Below are 15,147 nucleotides of genomic sequence, written 5' to 3' on the forward strand. Positions count from 1 at the left end.
GTCAACCGGCGCTGCAGCCGCGGATGTCGACTGCGTGGCGCGCGCCCAGAACCGTGATCCGCAGGTTGGACCGGTCCAGAGCAAAGGGCCTGCCGTCGGCGCTGACCACCTCGGCCGAGGCAATCAGGGTGCCGCCCTGCCGGATGGTTTCGGCCGGTGATACCCACAGCGCGGGGTTGCCCGGTTCGATCACCGCCACTTCGGCACCGCCGGCCGGCGGCATCGAGATCCTGACCTGCACCGACAGGCCATCCGCCGTGGGTTTCAGGTGGCAGGTGGCGGATGATACGCCGGCTTCGCGCTCGGAATAGGGCCTCTGTGCCAACGCCGCGGCAATGGCGGGATTGCGAGGCGCGCCCGCGTCCAGCGCGTGGTCAAAGCCCAGCGTGGCCGGAATGCACACGTCCTTGCAGACGCCCAGATCGACCTCGCCCCTCAGCCGAACCGGCTGGCCAGCGGTCTTGGGCGTGATCTTGATCGGCAGCACGACCTGCCTGGCGTAGCCGATCGATTTCAGGCCGTTCTGGTCGAATACCTCGGGTGCGGGCCAGATGACGGACACCGCGCCGACATTGTCGGACCGGCCCCAGTCGAACTGAGGGGGAATGCCGGAATCGCCGGGCGCGCGCCAATAGGTCTTCCAGCCATCCTCGAGCCGCAGGCGCAGAGCGCCCAGATAGGTGCCGTCCTGCGACAGCCCTCCATCCAGGATGTCGAGTTGCACGATGTCGTCCACGCCCTGCGCCCGGACCGGCGCGGCCAGAAAAAGGCAGGTCGACAGGATCGTGGCAAGGGATTTGAACATGCTGGTCATGGTTCATACATGCGTGTTGTGGCCCGGTTTGCCAAGTCACGTTCCGTTCACCTGCGGCAAAGCTGCGAAATCTGGCGTGATCCCTTGCCAATCCGGGGCACGCGGGGCCATTGTGGGGGAATACGAAGAAAGAGTCTTCAACCGATGGATCTGACCGGAAAACTGTTGATCGCGATGCCCGGAATGGGCGATCCCCGCTTTGACCACTCGGTGGTCTACATCTGCAGCCATGGCGAGGATGGCGCGATGGGTCTGATCGTGAACAAGCCGTCGGACCTGCGGGTCAAGACGTTGCTGGGCCAGTTGAACATCCCCTGTCAGATCCCGATCGTGGGCGAGCGCCTCGTGCATTTCGGCGGCCCGGTCGAGCTGTCGCGCGGGTTCGTTCTGCACAGTTCCGACTATGACGCGAACCTGCATTCGCTGCATGTGGCCGGCGATTTCAGCATGACCGCCACGCTGGACGTGCTCGAGGATATCGCCGCGGGCAAGGGGCCGCTGAACGCGATGCTGATGTTGGGCTATTCCGGCTGGGGGCCGGGGCAGCTGGAAGAAGAGATCGGCCTGAATGGCTGGCTGACCGCCGAGGCGACCTCGAAACTGGTCTTTGATCTGCCCGACGATGACAAGTGGGAGGCCGCACTGGCTACGCTGGGGGTCGATCCGCTGACTCTGTCGGCCAGCGCCGGGCGGGCCTGATCAGGAATTGCGCGGGGCGGCGGCGCGGCGCAGGCGGTCGTTGATTGCGGCGCCCAAGCCGTGGCCGGGGATCGGGCTGACCGCGATCGGACGCCCGGATTTGTCCAGTTTGTGCAGATAGGCGAACAGGTTCGCGGCAGCCTCGAGCAGGTCGCCCCGTTCCGACAGGTTCAGATCGCAGGCCACCGGCCCGAAGCCCAGCAGCACCTCGTCCCCTCGGCGCTGTTCGGCGTTCAGTCGAACAGCGGCGTCCGGGGCGTAGTGCGACTGCAACTGGCCCGGTGCGGTCAGCAGGTCACCGGGCTTGTGATGGCTCAGCTTCGTGCCCAGAACGGCTTCGATCTGCTCGGCGGCGACACCGCCCGGGCGCAGCAGGGCCGGTGCGCCAGCCAGCCCGACGATGGTCGATTCCAGGCCTACGGCACAGGGGCCATCATCCAGGATCGCGGCAATGCGCCCGTCCAGACCTTCGCGTACATGGGCCGCGGTGGTGGGGCTGATCCGCCCCGATGGGTTGGCCGACGGCGCAGCCACGGGTCCGTCGACCGCGCGCAGCAGCGCCTGTGCGGTGGGGTGGGCCGGCACCCGAACGGCCAGCGTGTCCAGCCCCGCCGTCACCAGCGACGACACCCCGTGCCCCGCCCGCAGCGGCAGCACCAGCGTCAGTGGGCCGGGCCAGAAGGCATCCGCAAGCTGCTGGGCCTGATCCGACCACTCCACGTGGCGCTGCGCCGCCTCGACTGAGGCGACATGGGCGATCAGCGGGTTGAAGCTGGGCCGGCCCTTGGCGGCATAGATCGCCGCGACCGCGTTGCCGTTGCGGGCATCGGCGCCCAGCCCATAGACCGTCTCGGTCGGAAAGGCGACCAGCCGGCCCTGGCGCAGCAACTCGGCAGCGTCGGCGATTCCGGCGGCATCGGCGGTCAGACTCTGCGTGTTCTGGAAGCTCATGGCTGGTGACGCGGCGTTTTGGTTGCTTGCAACAGGCGGACGGATAGGTAATCGAACAAGCTTGGATGAATACCGACGCGGGCCGTGGAAGCCAAGCCCGACAATGCGACCAACACAGGATTTCCGGGGGAAACCATGCCATATCGCGCGCCTATTTCCGATTACGAGTTTCTTTTGGGCCACGTCGTGGGCTTCAAGGACGTCGCCGCGACCGAGAAATTCGCCGAGGCCACCCCGGACGTGGTCAGCGCCATCCTGACCGAGGCCGGCAAGATGTGCGAAGAGGTGATGGCCCCGCTGCAGCGCCCCGGCGATCTGCACCCCGCGCGGCTGGAAAACGGGGTTCTGCGGACCTCGCCGGGCTATGCCGATGGCTGGAAAGCCATCGCCGAGGGTGGTTGGATCGGCATGAGCGGTGATCCGGAATACGGCGGCATGGGCCTGCCCATGACCGTGACCACCGCGGTGAACGAGATGATGAGCGCCGCCTGCCTGTCGCTGCAACTGGCCCCGCTGATGAGTCAGGGTCAGATCGAGGCGCTGGAACACCACGCCAGCGAGGAACTCAAGGCGCTGTACCTGCCCAAGCTGATGTCGGGCGAATGGTCGGGTACGATGAACCTGACCGAACCGCAGGCCGGGTCGGATGTGGGCGCGCTGACCTCCAGGGCCGAACCCAACGGCGATGGCACCTATTCGGTGACCGGGCAGAAGATCTACATCTCGTGGGGCGACAATGACTTCTGCGAGAATGTCTGCCACTTGGTTCTGGCCCGTCTGCCCGATGGCGCGCCGGGGACCAAGGGGATTTCCCTGTTCCTGGTGCCCAAGTTCATCCCCGATGATAACGGCAATCCGGGCGTGGCGAATGACCTGAAGGTGGTGTCGCTGGAACACAAGATGGGCCTGCATGGCTCGCCCACCTGCGTGATGCAGTATGACGGCGCCAAGGGCTGGCTGGTTGGCCAGGAGCACAAGGGCATGGCCGCCATGTTCACCATGATGAACAACGCGCGCCTTGGCGTCGGCGGGCAGGGCGTGGGCGCGGCCGAGGGCGCCTATCAGCACGCGCTGGCCTATGCTCTGGAACGCAAGCAGGGCAAGACGCCCTCGGGCACGATCATCGATCATGCCGATGTGCGACGGATGCTGATGGACATGCGGGCCGACTTGTTCGCCGCCCGTGCGATCATGCTGGCAAATGCCGCGGCCATCGACATGGCCAAGGCCACCGGCAACGCCGACTGGGCCGCGCGGGCGGCCCTGCTGACCCCGATCTGCAAGGCCTTCGGCACCCAGACCGGCATGCGCGTGGCCGAAACCGGCCTGCAGGTGCATGGCGGCATGGGATATATCGAGGAAACCGGCGCCGCGCAGTATTACCGCGATGTCCGCGTGACTGCGATCTACGAGGGGACTAACGGCATTCAGGCCATGGACCTTGTTGGCCGCAAGATGATGGACGGGGGCGAAGCCGCCGCCCGCCTGCTGGACGAGATCGAAGATCACGCCGAGCGCGCCCGCGCCACCGTGCCCGAGCTGGCCGGCCCGGTATGGGAGGCGACCGAATCCCTGCGCGAGGCGACCGAGTGGCTGGTGGCGCAAGAGGACATGAACAACCGCTTTGCCGGGGCCGTGGCCTATCTGAACGCTTTTGCTCGCGTGCTGGGCGCGCATTACCACCTGATCGCCGCTTTGGCCGATCCGGATGGTCCGCGCGCCAAGCTGGCGCGGTACTACATCACCGCGCGCCTGCCGGAATACGCGGGCCTGCTGGATCAGGTGCAGATCGGGGCCAAAGACCTGTTCGCGCTCAGCGCCGACGAACTGGCCGCGTGATGGACGGCGCGCGGCCTCCGGCGTTTCGCCATCCCTGGCCCGAGCCGCCCGCGCCCGGACAGGCCACCGAAATCGCCGAGGGCGTGCTGTGGATGCGCCTGCCGCTGCCGATGGCGCTGGACCACGTTAACGTCTACGCGCTTGATGACGGCGATGGCTGGACGGTGATCGACACCGGGATTTCATCGAAGAAGACACGCGGCCTGTGGTCCGACCTGATGGCCGGGCCGCTTGCGGGCAAGCCGGTGACCCGGGTGGTGGTTACGCATCATCACCCTGATCACGTCGGCAATGCCGGGTGGTTCCAGTCGGAGCACGGCGCTGATCTGGTCTCGAGCCGCACCGCATGGCTGTTTGCGCGAATGCTTACGCTGGACGTGCAGGAGAGCTGGCCGGAGGAGACGCTGGAGTTCTACCGCAGCGCCGGCATGGCCCCCGAGATCTTGGCCAAGCGCATGTCCGAGCGGCCCTTCAATTTTGCCGACACGGTCTATCCGATGCCTCTGGGCTTTGTCCGCATCAAACAGGGCGACGTGATCCGCATGGGCGGGCGTGATTGGGACGTGCATATGGGCAATGGTCATGCCCCCGAACACGCCACGTTCTGGAGCCGCGACGACAATCTGGTGATCTCGGGCGACCAGATCCTCAGCTCGATTAGCCCGAACCTGGGCGTCTATGCCACCGAACCGATGGCCGACCCGGTGGCTGACTGGCTGGAAGCCTGCGAGCGCCTGCAACAGTTGGCGCGGCCCGATCAATTGGTGTTGCCGGGGCACAAGCTGCCCTTTGTCGGCCTGCCGATCCGCATGAAACAACTAATCGAGAACCATCACAGCGCTCTTGCACGCCTGCTGGACGATCTGAACGCGCCCAAGGCGGCGTCGGACTGTTTTGTGCCCCTGTTCAAACGTTCCATCCGTGAAGGTGAATACGGTCTTGCTCTGGTCGAGGCGGTTGCGCATCTGAACCATCTTTATCACACTGGAGCCGTGACCCGGGCGCGCCGTGAGGACGGCGCATGGGTGTATCAGCGCAAAGGTTGAGACGATGCAGGACAAGATCGAAACCTCGGCCGAGGCCGCCGAAGCGGCGGCTCTGCCCCGGTTTTATGAGGTGCATGCCGACCCGGACAGCACGTCGGGCACCAAGGATCTGCCCGAACCCCTGCGCCAGCCGGTCAACAGCAAAAGCCCCGCCCAATGGGCGTATGAGCGGCTGATCCTGTACATCCAGAATTTCGAAGAAACGCTGGATGCCGATCACGAGGTCGCCATGGGCTTTACCGGCGGTGACGCCGGTGTGATGCGGATCGAGGGGATGGGATATTTCGACCCCGACGTGATCACTTTCTACGGCTCGGACGGTTCGGGCGCACGCACCCAGCTGGTGCAGCATGTCAGCCAGCTGAACGTCATGCTGCGCGCCCTGCCCAAAACGGTCGAGGACAAGCCCGCCACCCGCATCGGCTTCCGCCTGGCGGCCAAGCTCGAGGAAGGCTGAGCGTCACGCTTGCAATTCGCATCTGCGCGGCCTTGAATGAATTCAGCATTCGAAGGGGGCCAGCGTGTCACATTTCTCAACCGTAACAGAAGCCTATCGCGGGGCGTGGGCCCGGCGCCGGACCTTTGTCCCCATCTATCTGGCGGTGCGGCTGCTGCTGATCGCGCTGATCGCACCCGGTGTCGCTTTCACCGTGAACCTGGCGGTGATGATGTCCGATCAAACAGCGCTGACCGATCAGGACATCGCGATGTTCATCCTGTCGCCGGTTGGTTTCGTGGCGGCGGTGGTCATTCTGGGCCTGTTCCTGCTGGCCGAGGTGTTCGTCTTTTCGGTCATGGCCGGATCGCTCAGGATCGGCGACAGTGACCCATGGCGGGCGGGCGGGTCGGCCTTGCGGTTGATCCTGTCGCGCCTGCCGTCGCTGTTTTCCTTCGCGGTGCGCTTCATTCTGCGCGTTCTTGTCCTGGCGGTGCCCTTCGTGGCGGTCGCGGGCCTGATCGCGTGGTGGACGCTGACCGAATACGACATCAACTATTACTTGACCTTCCACCCGCCCGCTTTCCGGGTAGCCGTCGCGCTGATCGGACTCGTGGTGCTGGCGTTGGCTTGGGTGCTGATCCGCCGCCTGTCGGCGTGGGCGCTGGCCCTGCATCTGGTGTTGTTCGAGGGCGTTGCCCCTTCAGGGGCCTTTGCCGAAAGCGCCCGGCGAATGGAGGGCAAGCGCGGCCGGTTGAAGATCGACCTGGGGCTGTGGCTGGTCGTACGTTTGGCGATCGCCGCGCTGATTGCCGCCGTGGCCAGCCTGTTGTTCCACCTTGTACCTCTCGAACAGGGCACGAACCTGCGGTTTGCCCTGACGCTCAGCCTGCTGGTGGCCGGGCTGTGGTCTCTGGCCGGATTGGTGCTGGCGGCGGTGGCGCTGGGCGCGCTGGCGGTTCTGCTGGATGCGTTTTTTGAACCGCGGGCGGCAGAGCTTCCTCATCCTGAAGCCGGAAACCTGCGTGCCCCGGTTTTGGTGACCGTCGCCGCCGCCGTCGCCGCCCTTCTGGCCGGTATCTGGTTCAGCCAGGACGTGCTGGACCGGGTATCGGCGCCCGATCATGCCGACGTGATCGGCCACCGGGGCGCGGCGGCGCTGCGGCCGGAAAACACGATGGCTGCTGTGCTGAAAGCCATCGAAGACGGGGCCGACTGGGTCGAGATCGACGTACAGGAAAGCGCCGACGGTGAGGTGATCGTGGCCCATGACAGCGACTTCATGAAGCTGGGCGGGGTCAATCTGAAGGTCTGGGATGCCACGATGGAGGATGTGGCGCAGATCGACATCGGCAGTTGGTTCGGGCCTGAATATGCCGATCAGCGCACTCCGACCCTGCGCGAGGTTCTTCAAGCTGCGAATGGTAAATCCAAGGTCATCATCGAACTGAAATACTATGGCCATGACGTGGACTTGGAAAACCGCGTGGCCGCCATCGTCGAAGAATTTGGGATGGAGCAGGACATCGCCACCATGTCGCTCAAATACCCGGCGGTGCAGAAGATGAAGGCGTTGCGCCCGGACTGGCGCGCCGGCGTTCTGGCCGCCACGGCGGTGGGCGATCTGACCGGGCTGGAGGGCGATTTCGTCGCGGTGAATGCCGGGATGGTCACGCCCGGGCTGATCCGCTCGGTCCATGATGCAGGCAAGGATATCTATGTTTGGACGGTGAATGACCCGCTGCAGATGTCGTCGATGGCCTCGATGGGAGTCGATGGTCTGATCACCGACCGCCCTGCCATGGCGCGTGAGGTGCTGCGTGTCCGCGCCGAAATGGAACCTGGCGAGCGGCTGCTGCTGTGGTTGGCCACGACCTTTGGCCTGTCGGTCGATACCGAGGCGATGCGCGATGAAAGCCCGTAAGCTGTGGCCGCTTCTGGCCTGCCTGGCCCTGCCCGTTGCCGCGCAAGACGTGATGCGCAGTGTGGAACTGCCGGCGCACCGGGCCTTGATCTCTCAATCGGTGGGTCAATCGCTGACGCCGTTCGAAAGCGACGGCTGTTCAGGCGGCATGTCGGCCAGCTGGCGATTGGTCGCGGACACTTTTCCCAGCTTCGCCGCGGTCTACGAGGCACACCCGCCGTGGGAATCCTGCTGCGTAACACATGACCGTGCCTATCACGATGCGGGCGGGGCAGTGACGCCCGAGGCCAGCTATGACGCGCGCCTCGCCGCCGACCGGGCCTTGCGCCAATGCGTCAAGGATTTCGGGGCCGCTCAGGCCCAGGACTATGCCGCCCGCTATGACATGACGCCCCAACAGGTGATTTCGGCCATGTCGATCACGGCCGAGGCGATGTATATGGCGGTGCGTTTCGGCGGCGGGCCCTGCACCGGACTGCCGTGGCGCTGGGGGTTTGGCTACCCGGACTGTTCGATATTTGCCGGAGAACCACCGGGGCAGGATCAAGATGGTCTAACTGCGCGCGATTGACGTCGTGACACGGCCGAAAATATCATTTATCCAATCGGGCAAACACGCGAATTGGGATTCTTGGACACATGGCTGACTACAAGCACGGCGAGATGGACATCACCGAACAGAGCAAAACTTTCAACGGTTTCGTCAAGTTCACCACCTGGTCGGTGGCGGTGATCTTCTTCGTTCTTCTGTTCCTCGCGATCTTCGCGGCCTGATCCAGAAAAGATCGGCATGTTGCGAATTCTGATCGCCTCCCTGCTGGCGGTTGCGGTGGCGGGCTGTACTGGCTCGCAACGCCCTCAGGCCGATCCGGCCGAGATAGTGGCGCGGTCGTACCGCGATTCGGGTCCGCCGACCTTGACCCTCTACACGATGATCAACACGCGCACGGGGGCCGGAGCGCACACGTCGCTGATGATCAGCGCCAGCGAGCGGGTGATCTTCGACCCGGCCGGGTCATTCCGTGCCGATGTGGTGCCGATCAAGGATGACGTTCTTTATGGCATCACCCCCGCGGTCGAGCGCGCCTATCGCAGTTCGCACGCGCGTGAGACGCATTATGCGCGCATCCAGACCATCCAGGTGACGCCCCAGCAGGCCGAGATCGCCTATCAAGTGGCCAAACAGTTGGGTCCGGTTCCGGGGGCCTACTGCGCCCACTCGGCCGCGCGGCTGCTGCAGCAGGTGCCAGGGTTCGAACAGATCAAGACCACTTTCTATCCGGTCAAGCTGTCCGATCAGTTCGGACAGATTCCAGGGGTCGTCACGACGGAATACCGGGAAAATGACAGCGCCGATCTGCAGGCCGGGTTGGCCGCGAACAATGCGCTGCTCAACCAGCTTGAGACGGCCTCAGCCCAGTAGGTAGAGCATCCCGTACAGCGTGCCGGCCCCGGCAAAGATCGCGGCCAGCACGTTTCGGGTGATCAGGCCCACGCTCAGCGCGACCACCGCGGCCGACATACGGGGCAGGTCGGGCTGGCCACCCGTTGCGGTCGGCCAGACCACCAGCGGCGCAATCAGCGCCGGCAGAATTGCCGCCGCGGCATAGCGCAGATGCCGCAGCAGCCAAGGCGGCATCGGCCGGTCTCCGATCAGGCCGATGAAGACGAAACGCAAGCCGTAGCTGCCGATCGCCAGCCCGAGGATGATGGTCCAGATGGTGATCGGATCGGGCGCGCTCATGGCAGGGCCTTTCTACGTTCCAGCATCACCTCGGCCTGCGCTCCGGCCACCATGCCCGCGCAGCCTGCGATCAGCAGGCCCAGATTGTACGGCACCCCTGCGCACAGCAGCGACACGATGATGGCCACCAGCGCGGCGACCACATGAGCCGGGGTGCGCATCATCGGGCCGATCATCGCCAGAAAGGTGATCGGCAGAGCGAAATCCAGCGCCCAGCTTTCGGGAATTCGCGTGCCCAGAACCGCGCCCAGATAGGTGGCCAGTATCCAAAGCGGCGTGATCGGCGTGACCGAGCCGACGAAATACGCCATGCGCTGGGCGACGGTCATGCCTGGTTCCTTCTCGAACTGCACGATCGAGCAGGCATAGGACTGGTCTACCGTCAGATAGGCGGCGAAGGCGCGTTGCCACAGCGGCGCCGCGCCCAGATAGGGCGTCAGCGAGGCCGAGTACATCGCCATCCGCAGATTCACCGCCAGGGCCGAGATCAGGATGATCGCGGTGGGCGTTCCGTCCTGCAGCAGTTGCAGGGCGGCGAACTGCGCGGCCCCCGCGAACACGGTTGAAGTAAAGGCCATGGACTGCACGATGTTCAGCCCGGCCTCGGTCGCGAAGACGCCGAATAGGGTCCCGAAAGGCACCGCCACGAAGACGAACGGGGTCCCGTCGCGAAAACCCTGCCAATAGTATGACTTGGATGTGGAGGTTGCCATGGCTAGATCCTATGGTGGTCTGCGCAGCAGTAGCGGGTCAGAGAGAGGGTTGCAATTGGCCACTGAAGTCGATCTGTCGGAATACATCATCGCCCCCGATCCGGGCGCGGCGCGGTTGACCCGCGCGGTCGAGGGGGTGGACCAGAATGGCGAGGTCAGCCGTATCTCGGTTGTCGAAGAGCGCCCGCTGACGATCTTCCTCAATTCGCAAGAGATCGTGACCGCAATGACCATCGGCGATTACCCCGAATATCTGGCGCTGGGATTTTTGCGCAACCAGGGCATGTTGCGCCCCGATGACGAGATCACGCGCGTCGATTACGATGACGATCTGGAGACCGTGGTGGTGCGCACCGCCCGCGAAACCTCGTACGAGGACAAGCTGAAGAAAAAGACCCGCACCAGCGGCTGCGCGGTGGGCACGGTGTTCGGCGACATGATGGAGGGGCTTGAGAATGTGCGCCTGCCGCAGGTTCAGGTGCACACCTCGTGGCTGTATGATCTGGCGGCCAAGATCAACCGCACGCCGTCGCTGTACCTGCAGGCCGGGGCGATCCACGGCACGGTTCTGTGCCGCGAGAGTCGCCCGCTGGTCTATATGGAGGACGTGGGCCGCCACAACGCGGTGGACAAGATCGCCGGCTGGATGCTGTCCGAAGGCGAGGCGGCCGGCGACAAGATCCTGTACACCACCGGGCGGCTGACCTCGGAGATGGTGATCAAGACGGCGATGATGGGCATCCCGGTTCTGGCCTCGCGATCGGGCTTTACGGCCTGGGGCGTCGAAATCGCGCGCGAGGTCGGCCTGACCCTGATCGGCCGGATGCGCGGCCAGCGCTTTGTGTGCCTGTCGGGCGAAGACCGGCTGCTGCGCGACGCGGACCCGGCCAGCGTGCCGGTCGAGGACCCGAAGCACCGAAGGAAAAGTGCCAATGGGAGTTGAAGCATCACGCCCCCTCGGCGTCATACTGGCGGGGGGTCTGGCCACGCGGATGGGCGGCGGCGACAAGGGGTTGTTGCAACTGGGTGGGCAAAGCTTGTTGGCGCATGTGACCGACCGGCTGGTGCCGCAGGTGGCCGGGCTGGCGCTGAACGCCAATGGCGATCCGGCACGCTTTGCTGATCTTGGCCTGCCGGTCCTGCCGGACAGCATCGCGGGTTACGCTGGTCCCTTGGCGGGTGTGCTGGCCGGGTTGGATTGGGCGGCGGGGCAGGGCGCTGATTGTATCGTCACCGCTGCCGCCGACACGCCGTTCTTCCCGCGCGATCTGGTCGACCGGCTAGTGCTGGCGGCGCAGGGGCAGGCTCATCCGCTGGTTCTGGCCACCACGCCGCGCACCGGTGACGAGGCGCTGAAATCCGGCGGTGGCCGCCGGGTCAACCGGCACCCGACCTTTGGCCTGTGGCCGGTGGCTCTGCGCGACGACCTGCGCGCGGCCCTGACGGACGGGTTGCGCAAGGTGGTTCTGTGGACCGACCGCCATGACGGGCGCGAGGCGCTGTTTTCGGCCGATCCTTTCGATCCGTTCTTCAACGTCAACACGCCACAAGATCTGATCCGGGCGCAGCAACTGTTGGAGCGGGCATGAAGGTCTATGGCGTTACCGGCTGGAAGAATGCGGGCAAGACCGGATTGATGGAGCGGCTAGTGGCTGAGATCACCGGACGCGGGTTCAGTGTCTCGACCGTCAAACACGCTCACCACGCGGTTGACGTGGACCAGCCGGGCACCGACAGCCACCGTCACCGAACCGCCGGGGCGTCCGAGGTCCTGCTGGCATCCAGCCGCCGCATCGCCTTGATGCAAGAGCTGCGCGGCGCGCCCGAGCCGCCGTTGGACGACCTTCTGGCGCGTCTGTCCCCGGTCGATCTGGTGTTGGTCGAGGGTTACAAGCGCGCGCGCCACCCCAAGGTCGAGGCCTTTCGCGCCCAGCCCAGAAACCCGCTGATCGCCGCCGACGATCCGACGATCCGCGCGGTGGCCAGCGACACGCCGCTGGATCTGGACCGTCCGGTCTTCGATCTGAACGACACGCCGGCCATTGCCGATTTCATCCTGACCGAGGTCGGCTTGGGGCCGCGGCCCAGCCCCTGACCATGCCCGAGGACCGGATCATGCCGAAGATTGCGCCTCCACCGCTGAAAAACGACTGTTTCGCCCTGCCGCCGGGGGTCGAATGGACCCCGGTCGATGACGCGCTGGCCCTGTTGCGCGACCGGTTGCACCCGGTGGCCAGTGTCGAGACCCTGCCCGTTGGTCAAGCCTGCGGGCGCGTTCTAGCGCAGGACGTGATCGCACAACGGTCGAATCCGCCGCTGCCCAACACGGCGGTGGACGGGTACGGCTTTGCCGGTGGTCGGCCCGAGGGCCCGAATGTCTTGCTGCTGACCGAGGGGCGCGCGGCGGCGGGTGTGCCTTTCGCGGGGATTGTGCCGGCGGGTCAGGCGCTGCGCGTTCTGACCGGCGCACCGCTGCCCGAGGGGGTGGACACCGTCATTCTCGAAGAAGATGTGGCCGTGCAGGACGGCCACATCGCCTTCAATGGGCCTTTGAAGGCCGGTGCCAACACGCGCAAGGCGGGCGAAGACGTGCAGGCTGGAGCCTTGGTTCTGCCTGCCGGGCGACGCCTGACACCCGCCGATCTGGCGCTGCTGTCGGCGGTGGGCGTGGCCGAGGTCCCGGTCCGCACCCCCTTGCGCGTGGGGGTTATGTCTACCGGCGATGAATTGCGGGATCCGGGCCAGGCCGCGGGGCCGGGTCAGATCTATGATGCGAACCGCCCGATGCTGTTGGCGATGCTGCAACGGATGGGCTTTGTGCCGGTCGATCTGGGCCGCGTGGGTGACGACCGGACCGTGCTGCGAGACCGGCTGGACCAGGCCGCGCAACAGACTGACGCGATCCTGACCAGCGGCGGCGCTTCGGCGGGGGACGAGGATCATGTCTCGGCCCTGTTGCGGGCGACGGGAGCCTTGCAGGAATGGCGCATCGCGCTGAAGCCGGGCCGCCCGCTGGCGCTGGGCCTGTGGCGGGGCACGCCGGTGTTCGGCCTGCCGGGCAATCCGGTGGCGGCGATGATCTGCACTCTGATCTTTGCCCGGCCCGCGCTGGGCCTGATGGCGGGCGAGGGTTGGCAGCAGCCGCAGGGCTTTGACTTGCCCGCCGCGTTCGCCAAGCGCAAGAAACCGGGCCGCCGTGAATACCTGCGCGCCCGGGTCCGCGACGGTCGGGTCGAGGTGTTCCACTCGGAAGGGTCGGGTCGCATCAGCGGGCTCAGCTGGGCCGAAGGGCTGGTCGAACTGCCGGACGGCCCGCTGGACATCCAGCCCGGAGACCCGGTTCGCTTCATACCCTATGGCAGTTTCGGCCTGTGACGGTTTCGGTCTCTCGCGGGTTTTCCCCCGATGCGCCCGCGCGGGCGGCTGAGCGGTTCTGGCAGGCGTTTTTGGGCAAACTGTCGCGCGTCATGAGGCCGGACGCGCGCGGCATGGCCTTTTTTCGAACGGGCGCTGAACCCCGATTTCGCTCTGGTGGCGCGGGATGCGGATGGTCGGATGCCGGGGTTGGCGGGGTAAAAGACCCGCGACGGCGGGCTGACGCAGGGCGGGCTGGGGGCGGGCCGGCGGATCTGGCCCGGGTCTATGGCTGGTTCGGCGCCCTATGGCGCGGCCTGATCCTGAGCGTTCTGGAGCGCGACCTGAAGCCGGGCGTGTTCCAGTTGGATGGCATATGCGTAGCGACCGAGGCGCGCGGGCAGGGTGTCGGGACCCTATTACTGCGGGCGATCAAGGACGAGGCACAGGGGCTGGGCATGCACGAGGTGCAACTGGACGTGATCGACACCAACCCGCGCGAGCGTATCCTGTACGAGCGCGAAGGGCTTCAGGCGATCGGGCAGGACCGTACCGGCCCGTTCAAACACCTGTTCGGCTTCAGTTCGGCCACGAAAATGCGGTGGGTGGTGCCGGACGGTGGCTAGTCGAAGGTTCCGGCCACCCGGCCCAGCAGCATGAAGGCGCGCGCCGTGCGCGTGTCGCCCAAAGCGGTCAGGTCGGCGTCGCTGGCCTGAGGTTCGAACTCGACGATCATGGTGTCGAAGCGGCGCAGGAAGTGATGCACCGCATCGCGAAAGATCGGGTCCTGCTTCATCCGCGCCGAGGTCAGCGCCAGGCACGACCGGTCGCGGATACCGCCCAACGCGGCGACCGCACGTCCGCGTTCGCCCTTGGCGAACTGCCGCCAGACCTCGGGGCGGGCCATGTCGGGGTGCAGGTCGTCCATGTAGATGCCTTCCTGGCTGAGCAGGGTCAGCACGTCCTCGGCGGCCTGCACCAGTTGCGCGGTTTTGCGGTCTTTCATGGCGCGGCGCAGGGCGTTGAAGCCTTCGGTGTCCTCGGCGGTTTCGGGAAAGTTCAGCGCGCGGATGAAAATGTCGGTGGGCAGAGGAGTCGCTAACTCTTCGGCCGGGGTGCCCAGTTCCAACGAGGTTTGGCCCGAGGGCGCAGCAGGTCTTGCCTGCGGCGCAAGATCCCGCCGCTTGCTGGAGAACGTGGCCAGCGTGTTTTGGGTGTGCCGGGCAGCCGCAGCGATTTCATCCAGTTTCCGGGCCACCGCGGGTTCGTAGGTGCTGGCCGACCGCTGTTGCTGCGATACATACGCCTGGCGGATCGCGTCGATCGCGGTCTGCAGCCGGGCGCTTTCTTCGCGCATGATGCGGCTGGCGCGCATGGCCAGCGCCCCGACCCAGATCATCGCCACCGGCATGAACACGGCCAGCAGCATCACGATGAAACTGCCGGCCTGCGTCTGCTCGGGCAGCACCAGAAAGACCACGGCCACCACCAGCCAGATCAGGCTGAGGGCCGCGGCCGCAATCTCGATCCCGGTGACGCTGGGGCGGCCCGGACGGTCATAGATGCCCAGCCAGGTGGGCCGTTTGCTGTCCGGATCAGGGTCTTGGCCCGACATGGCGCGCTCCGA

General features: G+C 65.8%; 18 protein-coding genes. 13 read left to right on the forward strand and 5 right to left on the reverse strand.

All coding sequences use genetic code 11. From position 1 onward, the window contains the following. Position 1: 1 nt before the first annotated feature. Entirely contained in the window at positions 2-814 is an 813-nt protein-coding gene (locus AC2FMM_RS12240) for a protein-disulfide reductase DsbD domain-containing protein (protein ID WP_496796698.1), read from the reverse strand. Between the two features lie 144 nt (positions 815-958). Between AC2FMM_RS12240 and AC2FMM_RS12245 the strand changes: the two genes are divergently transcribed. Beyond that, entirely contained in the window at positions 959-1,513 is a 555-nt protein-coding gene (locus tag AC2FMM_RS12245) for a YqgE/AlgH family protein (protein WP_490359821.1), read from the forward strand. Here AC2FMM_RS12245 and AC2FMM_RS12250 read toward each other — a convergent pair whose 3' ends face one another. Beyond that, the gene (locus AC2FMM_RS12250; RefSeq protein ID WP_496727579.1) at positions 1,514-2,464 is read right to left on the reverse strand and encodes an L-threonylcarbamoyladenylate synthase; all 951 of its coding nucleotides are present in this window, start codon (positions 2,462-2,464) and stop codon (positions 1,514-1,516) included. A 135-nt stretch (positions 2,465-2,599) separates the two neighbouring features. On the opposite strand from AC2FMM_RS12250, the gene AC2FMM_RS12255 reads away from it, so the two are divergent. The 7 genes from AC2FMM_RS12255 (at position 2,600) to AC2FMM_RS12285 (ending at position 9,132) form a co-directional block, all read left to right on the forward strand. Next, on the forward strand, positions 2,600-4,303 hold the full coding sequence (locus AC2FMM_RS12255; protein ID WP_496796699.1) for an acyl-CoA dehydrogenase: 1,704 nt from the start codon (positions 2,600-2,602) through the stop codon (positions 4,301-4,303). Beyond that, positions 4,303-5,349 carry an MBL fold metallo-hydrolase gene (locus AC2FMM_RS12260; protein ID WP_496796700.1) on the forward strand — a complete coding sequence of 349 codons (1,047 nt, stop codon included), beginning with the start codon at positions 4,303-4,305 and terminating at the stop codon, positions 5,347-5,349. The genes AC2FMM_RS12255 and AC2FMM_RS12260 overlap by 1 nt, the downstream gene beginning before the upstream one ends. 4 nt (positions 5,350-5,353) lie before the next feature. After that, positions 5,354-5,806 carry a DUF6173 family protein gene (locus tag AC2FMM_RS12265; protein ID WP_496683048.1) on the forward strand — a complete coding sequence of 151 codons (453 nt, stop codon included), beginning with the start codon at positions 5,354-5,356 and terminating at the stop codon, positions 5,804-5,806. 64 nt (positions 5,807-5,870) lie between these two features. Further along, positions 5,871-7,709, forward strand: coding sequence for a glycerophosphodiester phosphodiesterase family protein (locus AC2FMM_RS12270; RefSeq protein ID WP_496796701.1), 1,839 nt, complete (start codon positions 5,871-5,873; stop codon positions 7,707-7,709). Next, a complete protein-coding gene (locus tag AC2FMM_RS12275) occupies positions 7,696-8,280 on the forward strand; it encodes a hypothetical protein (protein WP_496796702.1) in 585 nt (194 codons plus the stop codon). The genes AC2FMM_RS12270 and AC2FMM_RS12275 overlap by 14 nt, the downstream gene beginning before the upstream one ends. Before the next feature lie 68 nt (positions 8,281-8,348). Continuing rightward, positions 8,349-8,483 (forward strand): aa3-type cytochrome c oxidase subunit IV, encoded by a 135-nt coding sequence (locus AC2FMM_RS12280; protein WP_496683040.1) that lies wholly within the window; start codon positions 8,349-8,351, stop codon positions 8,481-8,483. 16 nt (positions 8,484-8,499) lie between these two features. Further along, positions 8,500-9,132 carry a hypothetical protein gene (locus AC2FMM_RS12285; protein ID WP_496683037.1) on the forward strand — a complete coding sequence of 211 codons (633 nt, stop codon included), beginning with the start codon at positions 8,500-8,502 and terminating at the stop codon, positions 9,130-9,132. On the opposite strand, the gene AC2FMM_RS12290 is transcribed toward AC2FMM_RS12285, so the two are convergent. Both AC2FMM_RS12290 and AC2FMM_RS12295 read right to left on the reverse strand, forming a co-directional pair. Continuing rightward, positions 9,121-9,453, reverse strand: coding sequence for an AzlD domain-containing protein (locus AC2FMM_RS12290; RefSeq protein WP_496796703.1), 333 nt, complete (start codon positions 9,451-9,453; stop codon positions 9,121-9,123). The two genes, AC2FMM_RS12285 and AC2FMM_RS12290, sit on opposite strands and share 12 nt — an antisense overlap. After that, a complete protein-coding gene (locus tag AC2FMM_RS12295) occupies positions 9,450-10,166 on the reverse strand; it encodes an AzlC family ABC transporter permease (RefSeq protein WP_496796704.1) in 717 nt (238 codons plus the stop codon). The genes AC2FMM_RS12290 and AC2FMM_RS12295 overlap by 4 nt, the downstream gene beginning before the upstream one ends. Here AC2FMM_RS12295 and AC2FMM_RS12300 point away from each other — a divergent pair. The 5 genes from AC2FMM_RS12300 (at position 10,165) to AC2FMM_RS12320 (ending at position 14,146) form a co-directional block, all read left to right on the forward strand. Further along, positions 10,165-11,109 (forward strand): formate dehydrogenase accessory sulfurtransferase FdhD, encoded by a 945-nt coding sequence (locus tag AC2FMM_RS12300; protein WP_496796705.1) that lies wholly within the window; start codon positions 10,165-10,167, stop codon positions 11,107-11,109. The two genes, AC2FMM_RS12295 and AC2FMM_RS12300, sit on opposite strands and share 2 nt — an antisense overlap. Further along, positions 11,099-11,755: a molybdenum cofactor guanylyltransferase MobA gene (gene mobA, locus AC2FMM_RS12305; RefSeq protein WP_496741530.1), complete on the forward strand. Its 657-nt coding sequence runs from the start codon at positions 11,099-11,101 to the stop codon at positions 11,753-11,755. The genes AC2FMM_RS12300 and mobA overlap by 11 nt, the downstream gene beginning before the upstream one ends. Next, positions 11,752-12,261 (forward strand): molybdopterin-guanine dinucleotide biosynthesis protein B, encoded by a 510-nt coding sequence (gene mobB / locus AC2FMM_RS12310; protein ID WP_496741532.1) that lies wholly within the window; start codon positions 11,752-11,754, stop codon positions 12,259-12,261. The genes mobA and mobB overlap by 4 nt, the downstream gene beginning before the upstream one ends. Before the next feature lie 20 nt (positions 12,262-12,281). Next, entirely contained in the window at positions 12,282-13,541 is a 1,260-nt protein-coding gene (locus AC2FMM_RS12315; RefSeq protein ID WP_496796706.1) for a molybdopterin-binding protein, read from the forward strand. Between the two features lie 113 nt (positions 13,542-13,654). Then, positions 13,655-14,146, forward strand: coding sequence for a GNAT family N-acetyltransferase (locus tag AC2FMM_RS12320; protein ID WP_496796707.1), 492 nt, complete (start codon positions 13,655-13,657; stop codon positions 14,144-14,146). Here AC2FMM_RS12320 and AC2FMM_RS12325 read toward each other — a convergent pair. Continuing rightward, a complete protein-coding gene (locus AC2FMM_RS12325; RefSeq protein ID WP_496796708.1) occupies positions 14,143-15,135 on the reverse strand; it encodes a hypothetical protein in 993 nt (330 codons plus the stop codon). The two genes, AC2FMM_RS12320 and AC2FMM_RS12325, sit on opposite strands and share 4 nt — an antisense overlap. Positions 15,136-15,147: the final 12 nt, after the last annotated feature.

Source organism: Ruegeria sp. BHSC043 (assembly GCF_059612985.1).